Raw genomic sequence first — 24,559 nt, 5'->3', positions numbered from 1 at the left:
TCGTGCCGGGTGAGTGAACGGACGCCCAGCGGCGTCGGCCGTATCGAGACCCGGGCCCGCTCGTGCTGGACATCCCCGCGCCGACCATGCGGGCCCTCGTCGGCGTGCTCGACGTGCTGACGGTCAGCAGTCGCGAGGCGCTGCTCATCGCCGACGCCGAGCTGTCGGGCGCGGACCTTCACCGTGCCGTGCGCCGGCGCCTGCGGTTCCGGGACACGACCATGCCCGTCGGTCCGGGCCGGTGAGCGAGGCTGCACGGCGAGCGGTGGAGAACTGGACGGTTTCGTCGCGGTCCCGGTCGACGCCGTCGAGGCGGTCGACATGACCGGGCCGGGGAACACCCACACCGGGGTGCCCGCCACCGGCCTGGCCGAGGGTTCCGGTCCCGAGGAGGCGCTGGCAGCCGCCCATGATGCTGCGGGCATCTCCGTCACCATCGAGGGCCCTGCTACCGCACCGATCAGGTCTGCCACGAGCAACTGACGATCGTCCTTGACGAGATATCCAGAATTACCCCTATTTCCCCTATAGTTCCTCTTGGCGGTTGTGGTGGGTGGCCACCCGTCGGGACGGGAATGTTCGTGATCGGTGAGCGGTGTCGTGGTGAATCGCTCATGCCCGCATCCTGGCGCCCTCCTCGTCCGGAACCGTGCTGGCCGACGATGGCAGGACCGGCCGGACCGCCATGGCGACCGGAAGCGGAAAGCGAGTCTGTATGAGTTCTCTTCGCCGTCATCCACTCGGCTGGGTCATCGTCGTCGGCCTGAGCAGCATGGCCCTGGGCGTGGTGGGAGAACAGGTGCGCGTCTCGACGGTGACAGAGCCGACCGTCACCGTGTCCGCGGTCACCGTGACCACGGCCACGAGCACGACGACAGTGACGCCTCGCCAGACCCCCAGCCCAGCGCCGACCGTCACAGTGACCGAGCAGGTGACGGCGACCGTCACCGTGCCGGTCGAGTACGCCGGCTCCGGCATGGAGACGGATCAGGACTACAGCGACGACGCGGCCCCGCAGGGCGACAGCGGCTACGCCTACTACCGGAACTGCAGCACGGCACGAGCCGCCGGGGCGGCCCCGCTGTTCCGCGGTGACCCCGGCTACCGGTCGGCGCTCGACCGGGACGGCGACGGCATCGCCTGCGAGTGAGTGATTCGGTTCACGGCTCTGAGCGGGTAGCCTTGAGGCACGATCCCGCCTCGCCGGTTCGCCGTGCGCAGGTCGGGTGACAACTCAACAGGGGGTGATCGGTTTCGACTGGAGTGGTAGCTCCAGGGGAAGCGGGCCGAGAATCCAGAGTCAACTCGTTAATGTCCTCTGGGAACCAACAAGTGCCGATACCAATCGCACTGACTTCGCTCTCGCTGCCTGATCAGTGATCGAAGGGTCAGCCCGGGTGTAGCCTTCCGCCCGGTCCCTGGCCTCATTCAGAAGGCTTGCTCAGTGGTTCGTGTCCGGGGGACCGCTGGGGACTTCACCCGGACTGGGCCTGGCCGCAACTCGCCGGCGTGAGTGCGGGGGCCGAGCAGACCGTCACAGCCGGCTGCGCCCGGAGAAGACCTGGTTCGCCTCGTCAGGACGCGGGTTCGATTCCCGCCACCTCCACCACCTGGAAAACCCTGCCCCTTGCCCGGGCGGGGTTTTTCTCGCTCACGAGGGGATCCGAATGATCTCGGTTGGGCGGCTGGTCTCGCAGCGTACATGGGTAGCGATGTCGACTCGCTGTGCCGTGCCCGCCGATGGGCAACGAGCTGCCTCGACGAAAAAAGACTGTGCGGCGCCCGCTCAGGACGCCGCACAGTCAGAGCGGACCGGTCGTCACGCAGGCGTCCGGTCCTGCGACGACCGGCTCGGCTCAGGGCCGCTGTCTGGTGTCGGTCTGACCAGGAGCCGCGCCGCGGGGTTTCTTGTGTTCGCGGTGCTTCTGCTCGCCGTGGGGCCCGTGCTCGCGGCGGGGGGTCATCGCCGCCACCGCTGCCCGGTAGCGCCGGGCCCTGATCTTGCGCTCCATCTCCTCGCGGTGCAGGCGCCGTTCGTGGGCGAGCTTGCGGGCGAAGCGCTGGTGCTCACGGTACTCCAAGTAGATCGTGTCATTGCGCAGGCCCTTGACCAGAGCGAACATGAGGACGATCACGATGAGCAGGAACGGGCTCGCGGCGATGATCGTCACATTCTGCAGGTTCGACAGGGCGCTGCGGTCGGTGCTGCTCTCGCCCGACAGCAGGAGCATCAGGCCGATGAGGGCGGTGAGTGCGCCCCATGCCGCGGACAGGGAGGGTTTCGCGGTGGCCAGCCCGTTCTGTGACATCGAGCCCATGACGGTCGACGCCGAGTCCGCCGAGGTGATGAAGAACGTGGCGAGCAGGAGCATCGCCACATAACCGGCTATCGCGCCGCCGGGCATCTGGTGGAGCAGAGTGAACAGCTGCGACTCCGCGTTTCCGTCGCCCCAGATCGAGTTGCCGTTCTGCTCGAAGTGGATGGCGGTACCGCCGAAGATCGCGAACCACACGGTTGACAGGCCGGCTGGGACGAACATGACGCCGATGCAGAACTGGCGAATCGTCCGGCCGCGGGAGATCCGTGCCAGGAACATGCCGACGAACGGCGACCACGAGATCCACCAGGCCCAGTAGAAGATCGTCCACGTGCTCAGCCAGCTGCCGGCGGTGCCATCGGCCGAGATGGCGCTGCGGCCGGCCATCTCGAAGAAGGAGTTCAGATAGCTGCCGATCGAGGAGGGAATGAGGTCGAGGATGGCGACCGTCGGGCCGAGGACGAACACGAAGATCGCCAGCAGCGCTGCCAGCGTCATGTTGGTGTTGGACAGGTACTGAATTCCCCGGCTCACCCCGGACATGGCCGACACGATGAAGGCGAGGGTGAGGATAAGGACGATGGTCGTGACAGTCGCCGTGCTGGGGTTCTCGATGATGCCGGAGGCCTGAAGTCCAGCACTGATCTGCGTGGCGCCGATGCCCAGCGAGCACGCAGTGCCGAAGATCGTGGCGATGACGGCCAGGATGTCGATGAACCGCCCGAGCGGGCCGGCGGCCCGTCTCTCGCCGATGAGGGGGACGAAGGTCGATGAGATCAGCTGCTTGCGGCCCACGCGGAACGTCGAGTAGGCGATGGCCATGCCGACGATCGCGTAGATCGCCCACGGATGCAGGGTCCAGTGGAACATGGCGGTGGCCATCGCCGTGCCGACGTCGTGCGCCTCATAGCCGGGAACCCCTTGACGGTAGAAGGTCAGGGGTTCCGAGGCGCCGTAGAACATGAGCCCGATGCCCATGCCGGCGGCGAACATCATGGCGATCCAACTCGAGGTCCGGAACTCGGGCTCCTCGCCATCGGCGCCCAGCCGGATCCTGCCGAAGTTCGATACGGCGATCACGACGACGAAGAACACGGCGACGGTGCCGCACAGGATGAATGCCCAGCCGAAGTTCTCGACGATGAAGGCCAATGCGGTGTCGGCGAATGCCTTGAATGTGCCCTTTGAGGTCAGGCCCCACACCACGATACCGGCGACGACCACCATGGCCGGTGCGACCAGCCACCAGTCAACAGGTGCGTTGTCATTCTCAGCGGCCAGCTCGACGGACTCGTCGGTGGGGGCCGGTTCACCCGCCTGCAGCAGTGAAGACAGCTGCTCGGTCGCTGACATGGATTCGGTTACGGATTCGGCTGTTATGTCGGTTATGTCGGCGCCCTCCGGCGCCTGGTTCTCGCTCGCCACGCGGTCTCCGTTCTCTCACAGCAGGCGCACATACGCCCGCGGACATGCTTATCAACCTACCCAATTGCCTGTGTCCCGGGTTCTCCCCGATCCACATGCTGGCGGCCGGGCCAGGTCTGGACAGGCGTGTCAGACTGGATTCGTGACCAGTGAGCAGCACGTCAGTGGGGGAGAACTCTTGGTGAGCACCCACCCTGTGGGGGCCGGTTTCTTCGACCAGTCGGTCATCCTGCTGCTCGAGTCGGATACCGACGGCGCTGTCGGTATCGCGCTCAACAAACCCTCTCAGATGCCCGTCTCGCAGGTGCTGCCCGACTGGGAGGCCCAGCTCAATCCTCCGCAGGTGCTCTTCGCCGGCGGTCCCGTGCTGCCCAATGGCGCCCTGTGCCTGGCGAAGGTGCTGGACCCCGGCGAGGACCCGCTCGGCTGGCGGCGCATCACCGGTGACATCGGCGTGCTCCACCTGGACACACCGGTCGAACTCGCCGTCGGCGCCTTCTCGGACGTGCGGGTCTTCGCCGGCTACAGCGGCTGGGAGGCCGGGCAACTGGAGAGGGAGATCCGTCAGGGCGCCTGGCTGCGTACGACGCCCCGCGAGGAGGAGATCTTCGGCGCCGACACTGATGACCTGTGGCGCCGGGTGCTGCGCCGCATGGGCAGCCAGGCCGCCCTGCTGAGCGCCTACACCGCGAACCCCGAGCTCAACTAGGCGTTGCGTGACCCGGCGCCGTGGTGTCGTGCCCGGGTTCTCGCGCGCACATGGTGCTGCTGGCCCGACCAGATGACGCGGTCCGGGAGAGCAGGGCGGTGTGTGGGCCAGGTCGGGTGCCCTGGGCGCTCCCAGGCGGTGCACGGGGACGGCAATGGGCGGCCCCGCCCGGGACGGTGCGGGCGTGCTCGCAGCCGGCAGGAGCCCTGTGGTCATCTGATCGACCGGGCCCTGCCTGTGCACCATCAGGGCATGGGGATCGAATGGCTGACCGAGCTGGCCGGCGCCGGGCTCGACCTGCTGCTCGGCTCCCAGTGCGCGGCCTGCGGCGCCCCCGGCGTCGTGTTGTGCCGGGACTGCCGTGCACAGTTCCCGGACGAGCCCATCAGGCGGCATGCTCCGCTGCCGGGCCTGGGGCCGGCGGCCCCGGCCGTCTGGTCGGGCGCGCTCTATCGGCCCGTCGCGGGCAGGCTCGTCATCGCCTACAAGGACAGGGGCGCATGGACGCTGCGCAGGCAACTTGCCGAGCTGGCGGCGCGGGCCCTGCTGGCGGTTGCCGGTGAATCGGGGCTGGACCCCTCACGAATGTTCGTCGTCCCGGTACCCGCTGACCCGCGGCGTGCCCGCGAGCGGGGGATCGACCACACGGCCTCGCTGGCCCGCGCCGTGGCGGGACTGACCGGTATCCGCTGCTGGCCGGCGCTGGCCCGCGGCAGGGCTGCGCCGGACCAGATCGGTCTCGGCGCGGGACAACGACGGTCTGCGCAGGCGGGCACCATGGTGATGAGAGGACGCCCCCGGCGCGGGGCCCCGCGGCCCGGTGGGCCGGTCGTGGTGCTCGACGACGTGGTCACCACCGGCGCAACGATGGCCGAGGCGGTGCGCGTCCTGGCGCGGGCGGCGGTTGAGGTGCGCGGGTGCGCCGCCGTTGCGCAAACGGCCTTGCAGGAATCACGGGTGAATGGGAAGAAATACCGCTTGTCCGCTCCCGCGCCGTCACGAAACTGAGTAGCTTTGGGGCATGACACGGGCGGCCTCGAGGAACGGCTCCAGATCGCGAATCGCGGCCTGCGTGTCCCCGCATTCTCGGGCTGGTGACATGGCTGTCCTGGCGTGGCACGGGCCCTGGACAGGCGGGATTGAGTCCGCAACCGAAAGGGTACTGACATGGATGTCATCGTCACCGGACGTCGCTGCAGCATCAATGACGACACACGCGAAGTGGTCGCCCACCGGCTCGAGGAGTCGATCTCGAAACTGCGTGATCGCGTGATCCGCACCGAGGTCGAGTTCACCGCACAGGAGGCGAAGGGCGATCCGTCCTCCGCGGTCCGCTGCGAGATAACACTGCGTGCCAAGGGCCCGGTCGTCCGGGCCAGCGGCTGTGCCGAGGAGAAGATGCTCGCCTTCGACAAGGCGCTTGACAGGTTGCGGGCCCAGTTGCGCAGGGCTGCTGACCGGCGCAAGAACCGTCGCGGTCTGCGTGTCCAGGATCTTCCCGTCGCCGAGACACCGGCTCCCGCCGCAGAGCCCGAGCCGGAGATCCGTCAGGTCGCCGGGCTGACCGTGGAGGGCGATGGCCCGCTGGTCGTCCGCGAGAAGACCTTCGAGACGGCCCCTCTCACGCTTGCCCAGGCTCTTGACGAGATGGAACTGGTCGGTCACGACTTCTTCCTCTTCCAGGACGCGGCCACCGGTCTGCCGAGCGTGGTGTACCGCCGCAAGGCGTACAACTACGGTGTCATCCACATCGAGGTGAAGTGATCGTCGGCTGTACTGACATCGTCACCGAGTGCTGGCCCCGGGACCCGACAGGTCCCGGGGCCAGCACTCTTATCAGCGTCGCCGGTCCCGCAGCTGTCCCCGCACGCCCGTGGCTCGTCGTTCCGTCATGCATAAGATGGGTGGGAATGGTCGCGCCTGTGTGCGCGGTTCTCCGCACTGACGATAGGAAACCGACTCGTGAGCTTCATGGATCGCCTGCTTCATGCCGGTGAAGGCCGAACCCTCAAACGGCTGGCGCGTATCGCCGACCAGGTGAACAGCATCGAGGAGGACTACCTCGCCATGGACGACGAGGAGCTGCGCGGCCAGACGGCCGACTTCCGCCAGCGTCTCGACAACGGCGAGTCACTCGATGATCTTCTTCCCGAGGCCTTCGCCACGGTCCGGGAGGCGACGAACCGGGTGCTCGGCAAACGCCCCTTCGACGTCCAGATCATGGGGGGCGCCGCGCTGCACCAGGCCAACATCGCCGAGATGAAGACCGGTGAGGGCAAGACGATCGTCGCACTGGCCCCGAGCTATCTCAACGCCCTCGAGGGCAGGGGCGTGCACGTCGTCACCGTCAACGACTACCTCGCCCAGTCCCAGTCCGAGCAGATGGGTCGTGTGCACCACTTCCTGGGCCTGGACACCGGTGTCATCCTGTCGAGCCTGAAGCCTGCCGAGCGCCGCAAGGCGTACGGAGCCGACATCACCTACGGCACCAACAACGAGTTCGGCTTCGACTATCTGCGCGACAACATGGCGCTCAAGCTGTCCGACTGCGTACAGCGCGAGCACAACTTCGCCATCGTCGACGAGGTCGACTCGATCCTCATCGACGAGGCCAGGACACCGCTCATCATCTCGGGGCCGGCCGCCGAGAACAAGCGCTGGTACCCGGAGTTCGCGCGCCTGGCCCGCCGCCTGCAGCCCGACGTGGACTACGAGGTCGACGAGAAGAAGCGCACCGTCTCGGTGCTGGCCCACGGCATCCAGATGACCGAGGACGACCTGGGCATCGAGAACCTCTACGAGTCGGTCAACACCCCGCTCATCGGCTACCTGAACAACGCCATCCGCGCCAAGGAGCTCTTCAAGCGCGACCGCGATTACGTCGTCATCAAGGGCCAGGTACTCATCGTCGACGAGCACACCGGCCGGGTCCTCGAGGGCCGCCGCTACAACGAGGGCCTCCACCAGGCGCTCGAAGCCAAGGAGGGTGTGCAGATCAAGGACGAGTACCAGACGCTCGCCACGATCACCCTGCAGAACTACTTCCGCATGTACGACAAGCTCTCAGGCATGACCGGCACGGCCAAGACCGAGGAGGACGAGTTCCAGAAGATCTACGGACTTGGTGTCATCCCGATCCCCACGAACAAGCCGATGATCCGTACCGACCAGTCCGACCTGATCTACCGCACCGAGAAGGCCAAGTTCGACGCCATCATCGAGGACGTCGTGGAGCGGCACGAGGCCGGTCAGCCGGTGCTCATCGGTACCGCATCGGTCGTCAAGTCCGAGGAGCTGTCCCGGCGGCTGCGCGAGGCGGGCGTCGACCATCAGGTGCTGAACGCCAAGCAGCATGCACGTGAGGCCGCGATCGTCGCCCAGGCCGGCCGCAAGGGCGCCGTCACCGTCGCCACGAACATGGCAGGACGAGGCACCGACATCATGCTCGGCGGCAACCCCGAGTTCATGGCCGACCAGGAGTTGCGTAAGAGGGGCATCGACCCGGTCTCCGACCCCGACGGCTACGAGGCGGAGTGGGACAAGGTCCTCAAGGAGTTCGACGAGCAGGTCGCCGACGAGCACGAGGAGGTCATCGAGGCCGGTGGCCTGTACGTCATCGGCTCGGAGCGCCACGAGTCCCGCCGTATCGACAACCAGCTGCGTGGCCGTTCCGGGCGTCAGGGCGATCCGGGTGAGAGCCGTTTCTTCCTCTCCCTCGAGGACGATCTGCTGCGCCTGTTCAAGGCCGACACCGTCGAGCGGGTCATGACCACCATGAACCTGCCGGACGACCAGCCCATCGAGATGCGCATGCTGACCAAGTCGATCGAGAGCGCCCAGAAGCAGCTCGAGGGCCAGAACTTCGAGATGCGCAAGAACGTCCTCAAGTACGACGACGTCATGAACCGGCAGCGCCACGTCATCTACGGGGACCGCCGGACCGTGCTCGAGGGCGCCGATGTCGAGGGCATGCTCCGGTCGACCGTTGACCGCGTCGTCACCGCGACCGTCAAGCTGCACACCCAGGGTTTCGCCGACGAGTGGGACCTCGATGCGTTGTGGAACGACATGAAACAGCTCTACCCGGTGGGCCTCGACCAGGCGGACTACGAGGACGTCGAGGAGGCATCAGAACTCGTCGAGGACTTCAAGGAGGACGCCCAGAAGGCCTATGACACCCGCGAGTCGGATCTCGGTGAGGACGTCATGCGCGAACTGGAGCGTCAGGTCTGGCTGACCGTGCTCGACCGCAAGTGGCGTGACCACCTGTACGAGATGGACTACCTGAGAGAGGGCATCGGACTGCGCGCCATGGCCCAGCGCGACCCGCTCGTCGAGTACAAGCGCGAAGGCGCCAACATGTTCGACGCGATGCGCGACGCCTTCCAGGAGGAGGTCGTCGGCTACTTGTTCAACATCGAGGTCGAGAAGCAGGACTCCCCGGTCGTCGGCGAGCGACGTGACGGCGACGGCAACGTCGTCGATGCCGCGGCGCTGCTGAACAAGCCGGCCAGGGCCGACGACGGCGAGGACGGGGAGCAGCCGAGTGCCCGCGCCGTCATCAAGGGCCTGGAGGACCAGCGCCCGAGCCGGATGACCTATTCCGCGCCGGGCGAGAGCGGTGAGGTCGAGCGGCGCAGCGCTGACGACGACGAGGAAACCGATCCCTACGCCAAGGTCGGTCGCAACCAGCCCTGCCCGTGCGGGTCCGGCAAGAAGTTCAAGCACTGCCACGGCAAGAACCCGAACGTGCGCTGAAGACCGGGCGCATGGGTCGCCGGGGTCCGGACCCCGGACCAGCCCCGTCGCCCTGCCCCGCCCTCGTCAGCGCCGCCGGTCGGTGCTCTCGACGTTCGGCACGCCGATCGTCAGCGCGCGGCAGGCCCAACCGTTGTCGGTGCGCGTCATCTGGAAGGCGACGCCTACGAGCCGGGCACCGCGACCCCCGTTGGGACGCCACTCGTAGCAGGCGACGACCTCGGCCGAACCGGCCGAGACGGAGTCGCTGATGTGGATGGAGTGCAGTCGTGCGCCGGTCAACGGCGATTCCGCCTGGACGCGGACGAGTTCGGCGATGGTGCCCGGCTTGCTCAGGTGCGCGAGCTGGGCTGCGGGACGCCGACCCGCCAGCACCTCGGCGAGCGCGAGGGCGAAACGTGCCGCGGCCGTGGCGCAGGCTCGGTTGGGCGCCTTCATCTGCGGGCGCGCAGCCCTCTCGCTGATCGACAGCGTGCCTTTCTCGGAGCGCCAGATGGTACGGCGCCCGTCGACCGTGGGAGTGGGGGCCATGGGTCAAGACTGCCCGGTTCACCGGGCACGGTGCCAGCCATCTGAGAAGGTGTGGAAAACTGCGGTGAGGAGGAAGCAATGACTGATGAGCGCCATGGGGCACGGCAGATCGTGCTCGTGCCCGTCGACGAGGCCCAGGCGCGCCGACTGGGCGTGGAGCACCAGGTCCTGTCCGGCCCGCTGGCAGTCTTCGTCGCGAACCAGGCCCTGTGCCGCACCTTCGAGTTGCTTCCCGGCGGTGAGGAGGCCGAGCTCGCGGCCCTGCAGGTGGCATCGGTCAGCGCACTGGCGCGTACCGGCCGCCGCCTCGTGCTGGCCGCCCAGCTGCCGGTGGCCATGATCGGTGAGGCCATCGACGAGGCCGAGGTGGCCAATGGCGCCGCCTCACTCGCCCGGCTCGCGCCCGACCGGGTCCAGGCCTTCTTCGCCGACGACGACCGGGTCGACGCCACGGTAGCTGCCCAGTCGGCCTCCGGGCTCGGTGTCGACGAGGCATGGGGACTGACCGCCGTGCAGGAGCTGCTCGCCGAGCCGCTGCTGTGGCACGACATCAGTGAACTCGCCGACTGGCTCTCCCGGTGATCGGCGGGCGGCTCTCCGGTGACAGGCACCCGGGGCGATGACCATGAATGGAATGGGCGGTGCGCTCGCCACCGCGCCGGGAAGGGACGCCTCGGGGCCGTCGGCTCCGGGGACTGAACGTCACGTCGTGGTCGCCCCCGGCCTGCGGCAGGTGATGGCGGCCGCGGCTCCGCGGGGGGAGTGAACCGGCCCGACCGAACGCCCGGCGCCCGCAGCCGCGGGCGCCGGTGGCGTATGCCCTCGTTCCGGTGCCCCGCACCGCCGGGGGCCGTTCTTGGAGCGGTCAGCCGCTGCGCTCGGCCAGCCAGGCGTCGCCGCTGCGCTTCTGGGCGTCGAGTGCGGCTCGGATGCGCGGCTCGGCCATCTGCTCGACCTTCTTGCCGAGAAGGGGGATCGTCACCGAGACCGCCAGGAAGTACTCGACGGTGGTGCCGATGCCGCCAGGCTGCACCGCGGCGCGCGCAGAGACCTGTGCCGGAACCTTGAGCTTGACGGTTTCGACAACACCCTTCCAGCCCTCGCCGTCGCGTTCCCACAGGACGCGAGTGCTGAGGCTGATGGTCTCGCCGACCATGGCCTTGACCTGCTCGGGGGACTTCGCCTGCACCGTCAGCGAGCTGGCATTGCCCTGGTTCTCGAGCCGGACACTGGCCCCTGACAGCTGGCCGAGCTGGGAGAAGTACTCGGGGGAGGTGAGCATTGCGTGCACGGCGTCGGGAGAGGCTGCGTACTCGTGACGAACATTCAGATCCATGCCTCCATTGTGCCGGGCTCTGCGGTCACGGGCTGCTCACATCGCGGCCGGAAGCCGGCGGGGCGCCCGGGTGACCGGCCGGGGCAGGGCAGAATGGAGACATGCGAATCGATCTGCACACCCACTCCAACGTCTCAGACGGCACCGACAGCCCGACGATGCTGGTGCGCGCGGCGCAGCACAACCGGGTCTCGGTCGTGGCGCTGTGCGATCACGACAGCTTCGACGGACTGACCGAGGCCGCGGAGGCGGGTCGGCGGTTCGGCGTCGCCGTGCTGCCCGGCGTCGAGATCAGTACCCACAGCGGCGATGCCCAGGTCCACCTGCTCGGCTACGGTTGCGATCCGTGGGCCGAGCCGTTGCGCGGGGAACTGGCGCGCATGCGCGCCTCCCGGGCGATGCGGATCAGCGACATGCTGGAGAAGCTCGACGCCCTCGGCATGCACCTGACCGAGGACGACGTCGCAGAGCAGGCCCGGGCCGCCACCGCGATCGGCCGTCCGCACATCGCCGACGCGCTCGTCGCCAAGGGCTACGTGGCAGACCGCGCCGAGGCCTTCGCCTCCTACCTCCACAACGGCGGCCCCGCCTATGTCAAGCGCGAGACGCTTGAGCTGGGGCGGGCGATCGATCTCGTCCACGAGGCACACGGCGTGGCGATCCTGGCCCACCCGTGGATTCGCGGCAACCGGGAGAAGGTCACCGCTGAGCTCATCACGCAACTGGTGCGCGATCATGGCCTCGACGGCATCGAGATCGACCATCCAGACCAGGACCAGGAGACCCGGCTCATGCTCTTCGATCTCGGTGGCCGACTGGGGCTGCTCCGCACCGGATCCTCCGACTACCACGGCAAGGGGAAGATCGGCCACGAGATCGGCTGCGAGACGACCAGGCCGTCGGCCCTGCACGAGATCACCGAGCGCATCATCGCTCGTGGCGGCCAGCTCGGCACCGTCGAGCAGATCCTCAACCGGCTGTGAGCGCTGTCCGGCGGGTGCCCACCAGCCGGCTGATGCCGGACCGCCGGGGCCGGGACGAGTAGACTGCACCGCATGCAGATGAGCCCGAGCACCCCGGTGCCGCATGCGCGGTGCTGGCGGTGCCGCTGACGCGGCCATCGTGCAGCTCTCCACTGACGACAACGGCCGCCCCGAGGCGGTTCTTCGTCATGCTCGGCGGCCGCCGGTCGGGGCGCTGGGAAAGGACATCATGCCGGAAACCACCATGGACGAGACGGATCCGCTCAGCGGTGCGATCGGTGGTGCGTCGCTGCGCGCCAGCCAGGAGCGCAGTGACGCCATCGAGGCGGACATCGAGAAGAACCCGCAGCGTTACCGGGTGCTGACCGGGGACCGGCCCACCGGGCGGCTTCACATCGGCCACCACTTCGGCTCGATCGCCAACCGCGTGCGGCTGCAGAACGCCGGTGTCGAGTCGCTGCTCGTCATCGCCGATTACCAGGTGATCTACGACCGTGAGGGCGTCGGCGCCATCCAGGAGAACGTCTTCAGCGGCATCGCCGACTACCTGGCCAGTGGCATCGACCCGGAACGCACGATGATCTTCACCCACTCGGCCGTCCCCGCCCTCAACCAGCTGCTGCTGCCCTTCCTGAGCCTGGTCACCGAGTCCGAGCTGCACCGCAATCCCACCGTCAAGGACGAACTGGAGCGCTCGGGGAATCGTGCCATGAGCGGTCTCATGCTCACCTTCCCCGTCCACCAGGCCGCCGACATCCTGTTCTGCAAGGCCAATCTCGTCCCGGTCGGCAAGGACCAGTTGCCGCACATCGAGGTCACCCGGCTCATCGCCCGCCGTTTCGACGAGCGATACGGCCGCGCCGTGCCGCAGACCCCCGTCTTCCCGCAGGCGGACGCCCTGCTCAGCGCCTCGCCGGCGATCCTTGGCCTGGACGGCGAGAAGATGAGCAAGTCACGGCGCAACACCATCGAACTCGGCATGAGCGCCGATGAGACGGCCAGGCTCATCAAGAAGGCCAAGACCGACTCGGACCGGCACATCACCTACGATCCCGTGAACCGTCCCGAGGTCTCCAATCTCGTGCTGCTCACCTCGCTGGCAACCGGCCAGAGCCCGCAGACCGTGGCCGAGCAGATCGGGGACGGCGGCGGGGGAGGCCTGAAGAAGGCCTGCACCGAGGCACTCAACGAGTACTTCGCGCCGATGAGGGCCCGTCGCGCCGAACTGGTGGCCGATCCCGGCTATCTGCGTGAGGTGCTGCACGCCGGCAACGAGCGCGCCAACGAGGTGGCCAACGCCACGCTCGACGAGGTACGCACCGCCATGCAGATGAACTACTGAGGATGGCCCCGAGGTCGTCACCGGGACCGAACCGGTGACGACCGGGAGTCATCACTTCTTGTCGGCCTGCTTGCCGCCCTCGTCACCGGGCCGTTCGACAGGGCGGCCATTGCGGGTGCGGCGGCGCTTGCGGCGCGGGCGGTCCTTGTCCTTCTTCCCGCCATCCTTCTTGTCCCCGCGGTGCTTCTTGCCGTCACCGTGCCTACCGCCGTGCCCGTGGCGATCCCGTGCGCCGGACCGGCCCTTGTCCTCGGCGCGCTCGGCGCGATGCCTGCGCTCGATCTCGTCGCGTGAGCCGGCCCCCGGCAGGCGCCCCTTGGTCCCGGCCGGGATGCCCAGGTCGGCGAAGAGGTGCTCGCTGGTGGAGTAGGTCTCGGCCGGGTCGTGGAAACCCAGGTCGAGGGCCTTGTTGATGACCTTCCAACGGGTGACGTCCTGCCAGTCCACGAGCGTCACGGCGACGCCCTCGTGGCCGGCCCGTCCGGTGCGGCCGATGCGGTGCACGTACTGCTCGGGGCTGTCGGGCACCTCGTAGTTGACCACGTGCGTGACGTCATCGACGTCGATGCCGCGGGCGGCGACGTCGGTGCAGACCAGGACGGTGATCTTGTTCTCGCGGAAGCGTTTCATGGTCTTCTCGCGCTGGGCCTGGTTCAGGTCACCGTGCAGTCCCGCCGCATCGAAGCCGCGTTCGCGCAGGTCGTCGCACAGTCGCTGGGCTGCGCGTTTGGTGCGGGTGAAGACCATCATCTTGTGCATGCCCTCGGCCTGGAGCGCCTTGGCGATGATCTCGGGCTTGTCCAGTTCGTGCGCCTGGTAGACGAACTGGGTCGTCTGCGGCACTGTCATCTGGGCGTTCTGGCTCTCGGCACGGACGTGCACCGGCTGGTTGAGACGGCTGCGCGCCAGGGACATGATGACGGCCGGCATGGTGGCGCTGAACATCAGTGTCTGGCGGCTCGACGGTGCACGGTCCAGCAGGGCCTCGACGTCGGGTAGGAAACCCAGGTCGAGCATCTCGTCGGCCTCGTCGAGGACGGCTATCGTCACGTGCGACAGGTCGAGCTCGTGGCGGTGCACGAGATCGAGCAGGCGGCCCGGGGTGCCCACGACGACGTCGACACCACGCGCCAGCGCCGCGAGCTGGTCGTCGTAGCCGACGCCACCGTAGATCGTGGTGATGCGAACCGTGCTCCTGGCCGCAGCGGTGGCCAGGTCGTCGGCGACCTGCATGGCCAGCTCACGGGTGGGGGTCATGACGAGCGCCTGCGGTTTGCCGGATGTCCCCGGATCCTCGGCCCCCTCCTCACCCGGGAGGACGATGCGCTGCAGGATCGGGATGCCGAAGGCGAGGGTCTTGCCGGTGCCGGTGCGGGCCTGGCCGATCATGTCGGCGCCGCCCAGGGCGATCGGTATGGCCATCTCCTGGATGGGGAAGGGATGCTCGATTCCCTCATCGGCGAGTGCGGCGACGATGGAGGGCTCCACGCCCAGCTCGGCGAAGGTGGTCTTCTCGGCCGGGGGATCAGTGATCGGAAGGGTCATGTACTCGGTTCTCCGCCCCCGCGTCAACGGAGGACAAGCTGTTCGGTGGCCTGCATGAGCGTGTCGCGAAACCGGGGGCCCGGGATCGCTGTGCGAACCGGAAGTGCGCCTGATGAGAACGACCAGCACCGCCGGGCGCTTCGCGCAGGCGGCGCACGGGAGTGCGCCACGGAGAGTTTACCCGATGACGACCCCTCGACGCCTCCCGGCTGACTCCCGGGCCGCTAGTGTTGGCTCCGTGAGCCCCAACTCAGACAATCAGCGAAATGCCGCGGAACGTCGACTCGACGAGGGCCGTCCGCCGGCCCCCCTCGAGCTGCCTCCCGGTGGCGTCCAGCTCCTCGGTTTCACCGCCCAGGCCGATCTCGTCGACTTCGAGATGCTCACGGCCTCTGCCCCGCTGGCCCCGACGCTGTCCCAGCGCATCGACGTGGCGACGCTCGCGGCCGACCAGTTCACGCGCTTCGAGCGCATCGCCGATCAGATCGTCGCACAGGGCCTGACACTCGTCGAGGCCCTCGAACCGTACCGCGAGGCCCTGGACGCCTTCGCTCGCGCGACGAGGGCGCGTACCTGGGACACCTGCGTGCTGCGCGCACTGCTCGTCAATGGCCTGCGAGCCGATTTCGTCGCCGCCATCGGCGGCCGACTGGATGATCGGCTTGCCGCCCTCATCGAGCCCGGGCCCACCGCGTGGCGCGTCAGCGATTTCGCCGGACGATCCCTGTCCGAGGCCCTCGACGCCGATCCCACGGCGACCGGGGCCCTGTCCCTGTACGGCCGGCGTTTCGCAGCCGAGGCCATCGGTCAGATCCAGCGCCTCGTCGCACGGCAGGTCGAACTCACCGCTCTCGTCGCCCGCGCGGCGGGCGGTGAGGGCACCATCGCATCCGCCGGCGACGAGCTGGGTGTGGTGAGCGAGCTGCTCGAAAAACTCATGGTCGAGCACGGCAAGCGCCTCGCCCGTCTCGGGCTGGGTGGCTGAGCGGCTGCCGCGCCCGGCACTCACATCGTGCCGAAACCGACCTGGCGGGCGTGCTCCTGACCGAACTCGACGTAGGCGATGCGCGAGGCGGGAACGACGACCTGGCGGCCCCTGGAGTCGGCGATGGTGAGCAGTCCGTCGTTCAGGCGGGCCTGGCTGAGGGCGGCAGTGATCTCCTCACGGGACTGGTCCGTCTCGATGGACAACTCACGGGTGACGTTCTCGATGCCGATCTTGATATCCACGGCCTCAACCGTACCGGCGCGCCTCAAGGCTGTCGTCCGGCTCCCCGCGCAGGACCGACGCGGGGCGGGGCTCACAGGGGCAGCTCGGGCTGGGGTGGCGTGTCGTAGGGGTCGGGCTCGACGGCCTGAGCGCGGCTCGGTGGGGCCTCGGTGCTGTTCGGCGGGGCGGGGGAGGGAGTCTCCTGCCTGGCCCGGGCCGGTGCGATGCGCAGGTCCTCCTCCTCGATGCGGATGAGGCCGACGCTGATGTTGTCGTGACCGCCCTGCTCGTTGGCCCAGTCGACGAGCGCGACCGACAGTTTCTCTGCGCTGGCGTCAGCGCTGACCGGCAGGTGGTTGAAGACATGGCGCAGTGCGTCGGCGTCTGACGCGTAGTTCCACAGACCGTCGGTGCAGACCATCAGCCAGCCGGATTCAGCGACGCGGAAGGCCGAGACGGTGGGATCGAGCCCGGGGGAACTCGGGCCGAGCCACTTGGTGATGGCGTGCGCCTGGGCGCTCGCCTCGGCGATCTCGCGGGGCGTGCCGAGCGAGATGCTCAGCTGGGCCATCGAGTCGTCGGTGGTGAGGATCATGTTCGTGCCCCCGTCACCGAACCAGTAGGCGCGCGAGTCGCCGACGTTGGCGACGATGATGAGGCCACGGTGGAAGAGGGAGAGGACCAGCGTGCAGGCGTAGCCGTCGATGTCGTTGCCCGCCTGCGTGACGATCTCGTCCTGGGCGGTGAGGACGGCCATGCGCATGGCCAGGCACAGGTCATCGGGATCATTGGCGGTCGGGTGGCGCGTGAGCGCGTCGATCAGGGAGTCGGTGGCCGCGTCGACGGCGATCTGGCTGGCCAGCTCGGAACGCGGGGAGGTCGAGACACCGTCGGAGACGGCAGCGATCGCGCTGTGGTGTGCTGCGGTGTTGGTCGCTGCGACGGCCAGTGCGTCCTGGTTGGGTGGATTCTTCGTGCCGACGTGCGAGGCGCCGCCAGCCCACACCACGGGGCCACGGCGCAGGTCATCGCGCTCTGTGGCTCGCGGTCCAGTGGTCATCTGATTTCCCTGATCGGCGTGTGCACTCCAGTTCAGCACCCGCAGCACCTCCACGGGAAATCGCCGCGGTGCGGCGACCCGGTGTGCCGTGGGTCCGGTCCGGCCCGGAATGAGTCGTCAGCATCCTATGCGAGAGGATGAGCGGCCCACCACAAGCACGACGGGAGGCCCCGCCGGCTGGGCGGAGCCTCCCGTCCGGGACCCGCTGGGTCAGCTGAGTGGTTTGACGTGCTCGGCCTGTTGCCCCTTGGGGCTCTGCGAGACGTCGAATTCGACCTTCTGACCCTCGTCGAGCGAGCGGAAACCGCTGGTCTCGATGGCCGAGTAGTGGACGAAGACATCATCGCCAGCGCCATCGACGGCGATGAAACCGTAGCCTTTCTCCGCGTTGAACCACTTCACAGTTCCAATGGCCATGTGAACTCCCTATCGTTGCTATCGGGCCCGTGCCGAGGGGCCGCTGCTCGTCCCGTGGTCCGTGGCCGGTTGAGCTCCGCGACGGACCGGAGCCGGTGCCGTCCCGGGGGGCGGACAGCGCTCTCATCCTTCCACACCGCTGGCCGTGCTGGGAAGGATGATGTCTCAAAAAGTCGTTGTCACCGCGCTAATCCTGGTATCCGGTGGTGCTACGGGGGCGCGTGACGGGAAAATGTCCGTCGTCTGTGCTTGCATTGTCGCCATGGCTGGGCCGCGGATGGATCGGTGGCAGCGGGCCTTCCTCGAGGCCGCTGCGAGACCGCATGCCGCCGTCCTGGCGGTGGGCGGGCCGGGCACCGGCAAGAGCACCGCACTGGTCGAGTCCGTCGCCGCCGCCGTCGCCTCCGGCGCCGGTCTTGACCGGCTCGTCGTGCTCACCTGGTCACGCCCTGCGGCACACCGTCTCCGCGCCGAGATCATCGCACGGATCGGCCGCACCCAGCGGGCGCCGGTCATGACCACCGTGCCCGGCTGGTGCCTGGCCCTCCAGTCGGCGTACGGGCCCTACGACGACCCCGGTGCGGTTCCGCGGGTCCTCACCGGTCCTGAGCAGGAGATGCAGGTGCGTGAGCTGCTCACTGGCGCCGGCGAGGAACTGTGGCCCCCAGAGGTCCGCCCGGCCCTGCGCACACGCGCCTTCACGCAGGAGGTCCGTACCGGTATGGCCCGCGCCCGCCAGCACGGTCTCGACCCCGATGACCTCATCGAGATGGGTGAGCGCACCGGCCGTCCGCAGTGGATCGGACTCGGGTGTTTCTTCGAGAGATATCTCGACGTTCTCGACAGCCAGGGCGTCTGGGACTATGCGGAGCTCGTTCACCGCACACGGCTCCTGCTGCTCGACGAGCGGGTCGCGGCCACGATCTCCGCGCGTGTGCAGGGCGTCCACGTCGACGAGTTCGCCGAACTGGACCGGTCACAGATCGGATTGCTCGCCCAGGTGCACGGGCTCGGTGTCCCAGTGGTCGCCACCGCCGATCCGGGGACTCGGGTCTTCGCCTTCCGGGGCGCCGATGCGCGGGCGGTCGCCGATTTCCCGCGGCGCTTCACCGTGCCAGGGCTGGAGGAGCCGCAGATCATCGGATTCGTGTCCAACCACCGCAGCGCCCCGGATGTGCTGGCAGCCGTCAGCGGCGTTCTCGCGCACAATCCCACCGAGCCCGGATCTGAGCCGATGGGGGCGTCCGACCCGGGAAGGGTGACGCCATCGGCCGTGTCCGTCACGGGCCCGGACCACCTGCGGGGCAGCGCGGCCGACGAGCAGCCCGGGGTCAGCGCCCTCCTGTGCCCGACCTGGGCGGCGCAACTGGATGCCGTCGCACGGTGGTTGCGCGATCACCACATGCAGGGCACCGCCTGGTCCGACATGGCTGTCGTGGGGCGTACGGGGAGGAGCCAGCTGGCGCTCGTCGCGAGGGCGCTGGCGGGGCTCGGTGTCCCCGTCGACGTCGATGGCGATGACATCGCCCTGGGCGAGCAGCGCTGCGTACAGCACCTGGTCGCCGCCGCCGAGTCCTGTCTCGAGCTGGCCAGCGGTGGCCGGTTCGACCACTCCCGTGTCCTCTCCCTGGTCGGCGGGCCACTGTGCCTGGTGGAACCCAGGGACCTGCGCCGGCTGCGTCGCCGGCTGTGGCGCGATGGCGGCGGTACCGGTGCCGATGAGTTGCTGCTCGGCCTGATCCACCGATCCGCCGCCACCGCGATGGACCCAGGACGGGGCCGGCGAGGAGCGCGCGGGGCACGGGACGGCCGGCCAGTGGGCGTTCCTGACGAGGACGCGGCCAGGGGTGATGCCCCAGTCGCGGTGCAGAACGACGCGGCCGTTGCGGCGCTCGAGGCACTGGGTGCGGTCCTCGGCGGCTCGGCTCGCCGGTTGCGGCAGGGTTCGGGCGTCTACGAGGTACTGTGGGACCTGTGGCAGGGCACCGACTGGCCCGCTCGCCTGCGCGAGGAGGCCCTCGGCGACTCCGAGGGCTCCGCGTCGGCCCAGCGCGAACTCGATGCCCTGTGCGCCCTGTTCGACCTCGCCGCCCGGCACGACAGCCTGGAGGGCGGAAAGGCGCTGCGCGCTCTCGTGACCGAGATCAACGGCCAGGAGATCCCCGGTGACCGGAGCCGAGAGTCCGATCCGCGGGGCAGGGGGGTGCAGGTCATCACCGCGCACCGCACCAGGGGCCGGCAGTGGAGCCGGGTCGCCCTCATCGATCTCGTCGAGGGTGACTGGCCCGGACGACGGGGCGGCGCGGGCCTGCTGCTGGCAGAGGCGATCGGTGATCCGGCCGACACGACGGGGCAGGACAGCGACGGGCTGGAGGCGGCCGTGGAATGGGTGCGGCAGGAGCGCCGGCTGGTCGCTCTCGCGGCCAGCCGTGCCGCCGACTCGCTGCTGGTCACGGCGGTCGCCGGCGAGGGCTCCGAGGGCGCGGCGCCGTCCCGTTTCATCGCTGAACTCGGCGTCGAACCACGACGAGACGAGCACCGTGGTGCGCGGCGCAACAACACCCTCGACGAACTCGTCGGTGAACTGCGCCGAACCGCGCTGGACCCTGGCCGGTCCCCGGCCCTGCGCCGTGCGGCAGCCGAACGCATCGCCGGGCTCGCCGGAGCCAGCTCGCCGCGGGGCAGACCGCTCGTCAGGTCCGCGAATGCGTCGACGTGGTGGGGGCTGGGGGGCCTCAGCGGCTCCGCCCCGTCCCAGTCTCGTCCGGAACTCGTCGTCAGCGTCACCGGCCTCGAGAAGCTCTCCCAGTGCCCCAGACGCTGGTTCCTCGACGCCAGGGCCGGCGCCCCCGATCCTGCCGGCCCGCAGGCGGCGATCGGCTCACTCGTCCACAAGATGGCCGAGAACGCGGTGACCCTCGGCTGGAGCACGGCCCGGCAGCACGAGCGGATCGAGGAGTGCTGGGCCTTCGTCGGCTTCGAGAGCCCCTGGCAGAGCCGGGCCCAGCTGAGGAGCACCCACGAGATGATCGACCGCCTCGGCGCCTGGTCGGCCGCCCCACGCGGCCGTGAGGTCATCGGCGCCGAGGTGCCCATCATGCACCGTTTCCACCTGCCCGGCGGCTCCGTCATCCTGCGCGGCACCATCGACCGGCTCGAGCGCGAACCGGACACCGGACGCGTTCACGTCGTCGATTTCAAGACCGGCCGACGAGTCCCCACCAGGAAACAGGTGGCCGCCCACCTGCAGCTGGGCGCCTACCAGCTGGTCGTCGCCGAGGGGGCCTGCACCGATCTCACCGGTCCTCGGCCCGCAGTGGGCGGCGCAGAGCTCGTCCAGCTCCGTGTTCCGCAGGGCGCCAGGGAGCCCGGGCAGCCCAAGGTGCTCGCCCAGCCGGCCATCGCGGACCACCCGTACCCGCCGCAGGACGAACCGCCGCCCGGCGGTGGCCCGACGTGGATCCATGACGCCATGGCGGAGGCTCTGACGCACGCGGCCAGCGGCGACTGGTCCGCCGTCCAGGGCGAGCTGTGCCGGACCTGCACTCACCGGAGTGGATGCCCCGTCTGGACGCGGGAGGACTCCCGGTGACAGCACCACTGCAGGACCCAGGTCAGCTGTGCGAGGTGATCGGCGTCCCCTTCTCCGACGAGCAGCTGGCGGCCATCACCGCCCCACTCGCCCCCGGCGTCATCATCGCCGGCGCGGGCTCGGGCAAGACCACGGTGATGGCGGCGCGCGTCGTCTGGCTCGTCGGGACGGGCGCCGTGCGCACGGACCAGGTGCTCGGATTGACCTTCACGCGCAAGGCGGCCGGCGAGCTGTCGGCCCGCATCAGCGCAGCCCTGGTACGTTCTGGCGTCGTAGACGAATCGACGATGCACGACATGCAGGGCCAGGTCGTCATGACATACGACGCGTTCGCCGGACGCCTGGTCGCCGAGCACGCCCCGCGCATCGGCGAGGACCCGATCGAACGGTTGCTCAGCGAGCCGATGCGCTACCGGCTCGCCGGACTGGTCGTGTCGGAGGCCGAGGGCGACTGGGAGCACATCCAGGAGCTCTCGCCGGCGGGCCTGGTGGATCAGCTCGTCACGCTCGACGCCGAAATGAGCAGTCACCTCGTCGACCCCGAACAGCTCGAGGCCTTCACCTCCTCGTTCCTCACCGGAATGGCCCAGGCCCCGCTCCACCGTGGCAGGCCCTACCATGACGTCGCCGCAGCCATCGACGTGGCCCAGGCCAGGCTCGAACTGCTCGAGCTGGTCCGGGCCTACCGGGCGCGCAAGAAGCAGCTCGCCGCCGGGGACTTCGGCGACCGGATGGCCCTGGCGACCAGGATCGCCCGGAGCGCGCCGCAGGCCGCCGACGAGCTGCGCCGGCAGTTCCGCGCCGTCCTGCTCGACGAGTACCAGGACACCTCGGCGGCCCAGACGATGATGCTCGCCGGGCTCTTCTCCGGTCCCGACGCCGAGCACGGCCTCGGCCATCCGGTCATGGCGGTCGGTGACCCCCGCCAGGGCATCTACGGCTGGCGCGGTGCCGCAGCGAACACCATCAACGAGTTCGCCCGCACCTTCCGGCGCGGTGACGGCAGCCCCGCCGAGGTCTTCGCCCTGACCGTCAACCGGCGTAGCGGCCCAGCCATCCTGCGATGCGCCAACGAGGTGGCGGCGCGCATGGACGAGGACCCGGCGCTGCCCGCCCCCGCCCGGACACGTTCGCGGCTGCGTGCCCCCGCGGGAACCGCGCCGGGGTCCGTCACGGTCGGACGTTTCGACGACGTCAACGAGGAGATGGCGTGGCTGGCCGCGGACGTCGCCGCACACGGCGGCCCGGGCCGGTGGGCCGACATCGCGGTGCTCAGCCGTACGAATGCCGCGGTGGGCCGCATCTACGACGAACTGGCCGAGGCCGACGTGCCGGTGGAGATCGTCGGCCTCGGCGGTCTGGTCTCGCTGAGCCCGGTACGTGAGATCGTCGCCACCCTGCGGCTGCTCGATGACGAGACGAACAATCCCGCACTCGTCGAGCTGCTCACGTCGCGGCGCTGGCGGATGGGTGCGTCGGATCTGGCGTCATTGGCCGCCGCGGCCCGCAGGGCCGCGGCGGAGCAGGAGACCGGCCCGGAGCCCGGACCGGGAGGTCCGGCGGCGGATGACGGTGCTGACGGCATGGCCGCTCTCGTCGACGGACTCACCCGCCCACCGCTCTGTCTCCTGGACGTGCTGGACCGGGACATCCCCGGCATCTCTGGGCAGGGCGCTCGGCGGCTGCGCCGTTTCGCCGACGAGTTCGCGAGGGCACGACGCGGGCTCGGCGAACCGCTCGCCGAGCTCGTACGGCGCATCTGCCTGCTCGCGGGGGTCGACGCCGAACTCGAGGGCGACCCGGCGTTCTTCCGACAGGGCCGCCGGGAGCAGGTGCGGCGTTTCCTCGACGTGGTGACCGAGTTCTCCGATACCGACCCCGGTGCGGGGCTGAGTGCCTTCCTCGCCCACCTCGACCTGCAGATCGACCACGAGAACGGCATGGAGCAGGCCATCGTCTCGCCCAGCGATTCGGTCAAACTCCTCACCATCCACCGCGCGAAGGGCCTGGAGTGGGGTCGTGTCTATCTTCCCTGGCTCGTCGACGGGGTCTTCCCGGACCACCGCGCCGACAACTGGGTGAACTCCGCCCGGCTCCTGCCGGGACCGCTCCGCGGTGACAGCGACAGCCTGCCGGCACTGCGCGAGTACTCGCGGGACGGCATCGGTGCCCATGCCGAAGAACTGAGATCGGCGGCCGCCTCCGCCGAGGACCGGCTGGCCTACGTGGCGATCACGCGTGCCAGGCATGATCTCGTCGCCACCAGCCACGTCTGGGAACCCGGCCGGTCCAGGCCCCGTGCGGCCTCGCCCTACTACGACATTCTCGCCGCCGGGGCGCAGCAGGTGGTGGCCGAGCCGGTGGCCGACGCCGGCGAGAACCCGCTCGGCGAGGTCCGGCGGCGCCTCAGCTGGCCCAGCAACGGCGACGAGCCGGCCCAGCAGCGCCTCGACGCGCTGGCCGCCTTCGTCCTCGGCAGGCGGACCCCAACGGGCGAGGCGGAGGGCTTCGACAGCGACGAGCCACTCGACCTCGACGAGCAGGCCACGGTCGACCGCTGGACGCGCGAGGCAGAACTGCTCCTCGCCCAGGAGGCCCGTCACCAGGATGGCGGCACTGCGATTGCGGTGCCCGGCTCGCTGTCGGCCACGGCACTCATCCAGTCCCAGCGCGACCGAGCCGAGTTCATGGCCACCCTCGCCAGGCCGATGCCGCGGCGGGCGAGTACCAGCGCCGGTGTCGGTACCAGTTTCCACGAGTGGGTCGAGGCGAGGTTCCGGCGTGCGGGCAGCCCGCTCATCGACGACCGGATGCTGGAGCCCGGGGGAGGCGATGAGCTCACCGACGACGGCCGGTTCGGCGCGCACGCCGCACGTGGCGACGAGCGGGCGTTGGCCAGGCTGCAGCGGCTCAAGGAATGCTTCGAGGCCGGTCCCTACGCCGAGCGCACACCGTGCGCCGTCGAGGAGGCCTTCGTCCTCATGCTCGACGGTCAGCAGATCCGCGGCCGTATCGACGCGGTCTTCGCGCTCGACGACGATCCGGACCACGACTTCAGAGTGGTCGACTGGAAGACCTACGACGGCCCGGGGGACGCCCTCCAGCTTGCTCTCTACCGGCTTGCCTGGTCCGACATCGCCGGTGTCCCGCCCGATCGCGTCGACGCGGTCTTCCACCATGTCATGAGCGGCACCGACGAGCGTCCCGATCGGCTCACCGGCCGTGACGGGCTGCGTGAGATGGTCGCCGGGCTGCGCGCCGAGGATCCCGGCCGCGCCGGGCCTGACCCGGGCCGCCCCCTTGGCGGTCGTTCGGGGACGCGTTAGTTTGTGT

Annotated in this window: 20 protein-coding genes and 1 other RNA gene; 14 read left to right on the top strand and 7 right to left on the bottom strand. The window is 69.3% G+C overall.

Annotated elements, in window-relative coordinates:
- Positions 1 to 62 precede the first annotated feature (62 nt).
- The 4 genes from D9T14_RS13580 (at position 63) to ssrA (ending at position 1,609) form a co-directional block, all read left to right on the top strand.
- Positions 63 to 245 (top strand): hypothetical protein, encoded by a 183-nt coding sequence (locus D9T14_RS13580; protein ID WP_170175685.1) that lies wholly within the window; start codon positions 63 to 65, stop codon positions 243 to 245.
- A complete protein-coding gene (locus D9T14_RS03740) occupies positions 184 to 483 on the top strand; it encodes a PfkB family carbohydrate kinase (protein ID WP_119160803.1) in 300 nt (99 codons plus the stop codon). Before D9T14_RS13580 ends, D9T14_RS03740 begins: the two co-directional genes overlap by 62 nt.
- Positions 484 to 715: 232 nt before the next feature.
- Positions 716 to 1,150 carry an excalibur calcium-binding domain-containing protein gene (locus D9T14_RS13840; protein ID WP_119160802.1) on the top strand — a complete coding sequence of 145 codons (435 nt, stop codon included), beginning with the start codon at positions 716 to 718 and terminating at the stop codon, positions 1,148 to 1,150.
- Between the two features lie 90 nt (positions 1,151 to 1,240).
- Positions 1,241 to 1,609: a transfer-messenger RNA gene (ssrA, locus tag D9T14_RS03730) on the top strand.
- A gap of 247 nt (positions 1,610 to 1,856) precedes the next feature.
- On the opposite strand, the gene D9T14_RS03725 is transcribed toward ssrA, so the two are convergent.
- Entirely contained in the window at positions 1,857 to 3,671 is a 1,815-nt protein-coding gene (locus tag D9T14_RS03725) for a BCCT family transporter (RefSeq protein ID WP_119160801.1), read from the bottom strand.
- Positions 3,672 to 3,885: 214 nt separating this feature from the next.
- Here D9T14_RS03725 and D9T14_RS03720 point away from each other — a divergent pair, with 214 nt between their 5' ends.
- The 4 genes from D9T14_RS03720 to secA all read left to right on the top strand — a co-directional run bounded on the left by D9T14_RS03720 (position 3,886) and on the right by secA (position 9,210).
- Positions 3,886 to 4,452, top strand: coding sequence for a YqgE/AlgH family protein (locus tag D9T14_RS03720; protein ID WP_232012499.1), 567 nt, complete (start codon positions 3,886 to 3,888; stop codon positions 4,450 to 4,452).
- A 252-nt stretch (positions 4,453 to 4,704) separates the two neighbouring features.
- Complete coding sequence (locus D9T14_RS03715; RefSeq protein ID WP_126464216.1) at positions 4,705 to 5,460, top strand: ComF family protein; 756 nt, start codon at positions 4,705 to 4,707, stop codon at positions 5,458 to 5,460.
- Positions 5,461 to 5,619: 159 nt separating this feature from the next.
- Positions 5,620 to 6,216, top strand: coding sequence for a ribosome hibernation-promoting factor, HPF/YfiA family (hpf, locus tag D9T14_RS03710; protein WP_119160798.1), 597 nt, complete (start codon positions 5,620 to 5,622; stop codon positions 6,214 to 6,216).
- Positions 6,217 to 6,414: 198 nt separating this feature from the next.
- On the top strand, positions 6,415 to 9,210 hold the full coding sequence (gene secA, locus D9T14_RS03705; protein ID WP_445648494.1) for a preprotein translocase subunit SecA: 2,796 nt from the start codon (positions 6,415 to 6,417) through the stop codon (positions 9,208 to 9,210).
- Positions 9,211 to 9,276: 66 nt separating this feature from the next.
- Here secA and D9T14_RS03700 read toward each other — a convergent pair whose 3' ends face one another.
- Positions 9,277 to 9,741 carry an Rv3235 family protein gene (locus tag D9T14_RS03700; protein WP_119160797.1) on the bottom strand — a complete coding sequence of 155 codons (465 nt, stop codon included), beginning with the start codon at positions 9,739 to 9,741 and terminating at the stop codon, positions 9,277 to 9,279.
- Positions 9,742 to 9,819: 78 nt separating this feature from the next.
- On the opposite strand from D9T14_RS03700, the gene D9T14_RS03695 reads away from it, so the two are divergent.
- Positions 9,820 to 10,323, top strand: a complete 504-nt coding sequence (locus tag D9T14_RS03695) for a hypothetical protein (protein ID WP_119160796.1) — start codon at positions 9,820 to 9,822, stop codon at positions 10,321 to 10,323.
- Between the two features lie 283 nt (positions 10,324 to 10,606).
- On the opposite strand, the gene D9T14_RS03690 is transcribed toward D9T14_RS03695, so the two are convergent.
- Positions 10,607 to 11,077 (bottom strand): DUF2505 domain-containing protein, encoded by a 471-nt coding sequence (locus tag D9T14_RS03690; RefSeq protein WP_119160795.1) that lies wholly within the window; start codon positions 11,075 to 11,077, stop codon positions 10,607 to 10,609.
- A 101-nt stretch (positions 11,078 to 11,178) separates the two neighbouring features.
- Between D9T14_RS03690 and D9T14_RS03685 the strand changes: the two genes are divergently transcribed.
- Together D9T14_RS03685 and trpS are read left to right on the top strand one after the other, a co-directional pair.
- Entirely contained in the window at positions 11,179 to 12,060 is an 882-nt protein-coding gene (locus tag D9T14_RS03685) for a PHP domain-containing protein (RefSeq protein ID WP_119160794.1), read from the top strand.
- Between the two features lie 229 nt (positions 12,061 to 12,289).
- Complete coding sequence (gene trpS / locus D9T14_RS03680) at positions 12,290 to 13,402, top strand: tryptophan--tRNA ligase (protein WP_119160891.1); 1,113 nt, start codon at positions 12,290 to 12,292, stop codon at positions 13,400 to 13,402.
- 51 nt (positions 13,403 to 13,453) lie between these two features.
- On the opposite strand, the gene D9T14_RS03675 is transcribed toward trpS, so the two are convergent.
- The gene (locus tag D9T14_RS03675; RefSeq protein ID WP_119160793.1) at positions 13,454 to 14,947 is read right to left on the bottom strand and encodes a DEAD/DEAH box helicase; all 1,494 of its coding nucleotides are present in this window, start codon (positions 14,945 to 14,947) and stop codon (positions 13,454 to 13,456) included.
- Between the two features lie 238 nt (positions 14,948 to 15,185).
- Here D9T14_RS03675 and D9T14_RS03670 point away from each other — a divergent pair, with 238 nt between their 5' ends.
- Positions 15,186 to 15,932 (top strand): ferritin-like fold-containing protein, encoded by a 747-nt coding sequence (locus D9T14_RS03670; protein WP_170175686.1) that lies wholly within the window; start codon positions 15,186 to 15,188, stop codon positions 15,930 to 15,932.
- A 20-nt stretch (positions 15,933 to 15,952) separates the two neighbouring features.
- Here the strand turns inward: D9T14_RS03670 and D9T14_RS03665 are convergent, their stop codons facing one another.
- From D9T14_RS03665 to D9T14_RS03655, 3 genes are all read right to left on the bottom strand, one after another.
- Positions 15,953 to 16,177, bottom strand: coding sequence for a DUF3107 domain-containing protein (locus D9T14_RS03665; protein WP_119160791.1), 225 nt, complete (start codon positions 16,175 to 16,177; stop codon positions 15,953 to 15,955).
- 71 nt (positions 16,178 to 16,248) lie between these two features.
- Entirely contained in the window at positions 16,249 to 17,217 is a 969-nt protein-coding gene (locus D9T14_RS03660) for a PP2C family protein-serine/threonine phosphatase (RefSeq protein WP_119160790.1), read from the bottom strand.
- A gap of 210 nt (positions 17,218 to 17,427) precedes the next feature.
- On the bottom strand, positions 17,428 to 17,634 hold the full coding sequence (locus tag D9T14_RS03655; RefSeq protein ID WP_119160789.1) for a cold-shock protein: 207 nt from the start codon (positions 17,632 to 17,634) through the stop codon (positions 17,428 to 17,430).
- 277 nt (positions 17,635 to 17,911) lie between these two features.
- On the opposite strand from D9T14_RS03655, the gene D9T14_RS03650 reads away from it, so the two are divergent.
- Positions 17,912 to 21,226 carry an ATP-dependent DNA helicase gene (locus tag D9T14_RS03650; protein ID WP_170175687.1) on the top strand — a complete coding sequence of 1,105 codons (3,315 nt, stop codon included), beginning with the start codon at positions 17,912 to 17,914 and terminating at the stop codon, positions 21,224 to 21,226.
- Positions 21,223 to 24,552, top strand: coding sequence for an ATP-dependent helicase (locus D9T14_RS03645; protein WP_170175688.1), 3,330 nt, complete (start codon positions 21,223 to 21,225; stop codon positions 24,550 to 24,552). The genes D9T14_RS03650 and D9T14_RS03645 overlap by 4 nt, the downstream gene beginning before the upstream one ends.
- The last annotated feature ends 7 nt before the right edge of the window (positions 24,553 to 24,559 follow it).

Origin of the sequence: Propionibacterium australiense (assembly GCF_003666605.1) — a bacterium.
Taxonomy (GTDB): Bacteria; Actinomycetota; Actinomycetes; order Propionibacteriales; family Propionibacteriaceae; genus Propionibacterium; species Propionibacterium australiense.
This window is presented reverse-complemented; position numbering and strand designations above follow the sequence as displayed.

What these genes read in the sequence shown, in the direction of transcription:
- D9T14_RS03725 (WP_119160801.1), bottom strand. Translation starts at nt 3,671, where the DNA reads ATGTCAGCGACCGAGCAGCTGTCTTCACTGCTGCAGGCGGGTGAACCG.
- D9T14_RS03685 (WP_119160794.1), top strand. Translation starts at nt 11,179, where the DNA reads ATGCGAATCGATCTGCACACCCACTCCAACGTCTCAGACGGCACCGAC.
- D9T14_RS03700 (WP_119160797.1), bottom strand. Translation starts at nt 9,741, where the DNA reads ATGGCCCCCACTCCCACGGTCGACGGGCGCCGTACCATCTGGCGCTCC.
- D9T14_RS03715 (WP_126464216.1), top strand. Translation starts at nt 4,705, where the DNA reads ATGGGGATCGAATGGCTGACCGAGCTGGCCGGCGCCGGGCTCGACCTG.
- D9T14_RS03650 (WP_170175687.1), top strand. Translation starts at nt 17,912, where the DNA reads ATGGATCGGTGGCAGCGGGCCTTCCTCGAGGCCGCTGCGAGACCGCAT.
- hpf (WP_119160798.1), top strand. Translation starts at nt 5,620, where the DNA reads ATGGATGTCATCGTCACCGGACGTCGCTGCAGCATCAATGACGACACA.
- D9T14_RS03675 (WP_119160793.1), bottom strand. Translation starts at nt 14,947, where the DNA reads ATGACCCTTCCGATCACTGATCCCCCGGCCGAGAAGACCACCTTCGCC.
- D9T14_RS03695 (WP_119160796.1), top strand. Translation starts at nt 9,820, where the DNA reads ATGACTGATGAGCGCCATGGGGCACGGCAGATCGTGCTCGTGCCCGTC.
- D9T14_RS03655 (WP_119160789.1), bottom strand. Translation starts at nt 17,634, where the DNA reads ATGGCCATTGGAACTGTGAAGTGGTTCAACGCGGAGAAAGGCTACGGT.
- D9T14_RS03660 (WP_119160790.1), bottom strand. Translation starts at nt 17,217, where the DNA reads ATGACCACTGGACCGCGAGCCACAGAGCGCGATGACCTGCGCCGTGGC.
- trpS (WP_119160891.1), top strand. Translation starts at nt 12,290, where the DNA reads ATGCCGGAAACCACCATGGACGAGACGGATCCGCTCAGCGGTGCGATC.
- D9T14_RS03690 (WP_119160795.1), bottom strand. Translation starts at nt 11,077, where the DNA reads ATGGATCTGAATGTTCGTCACGAGTACGCAGCCTCTCCCGACGCCGTG.
- D9T14_RS13840 (WP_119160802.1), top strand. Translation starts at nt 716, where the DNA reads ATGAGTTCTCTTCGCCGTCATCCACTCGGCTGGGTCATCGTCGTCGGC.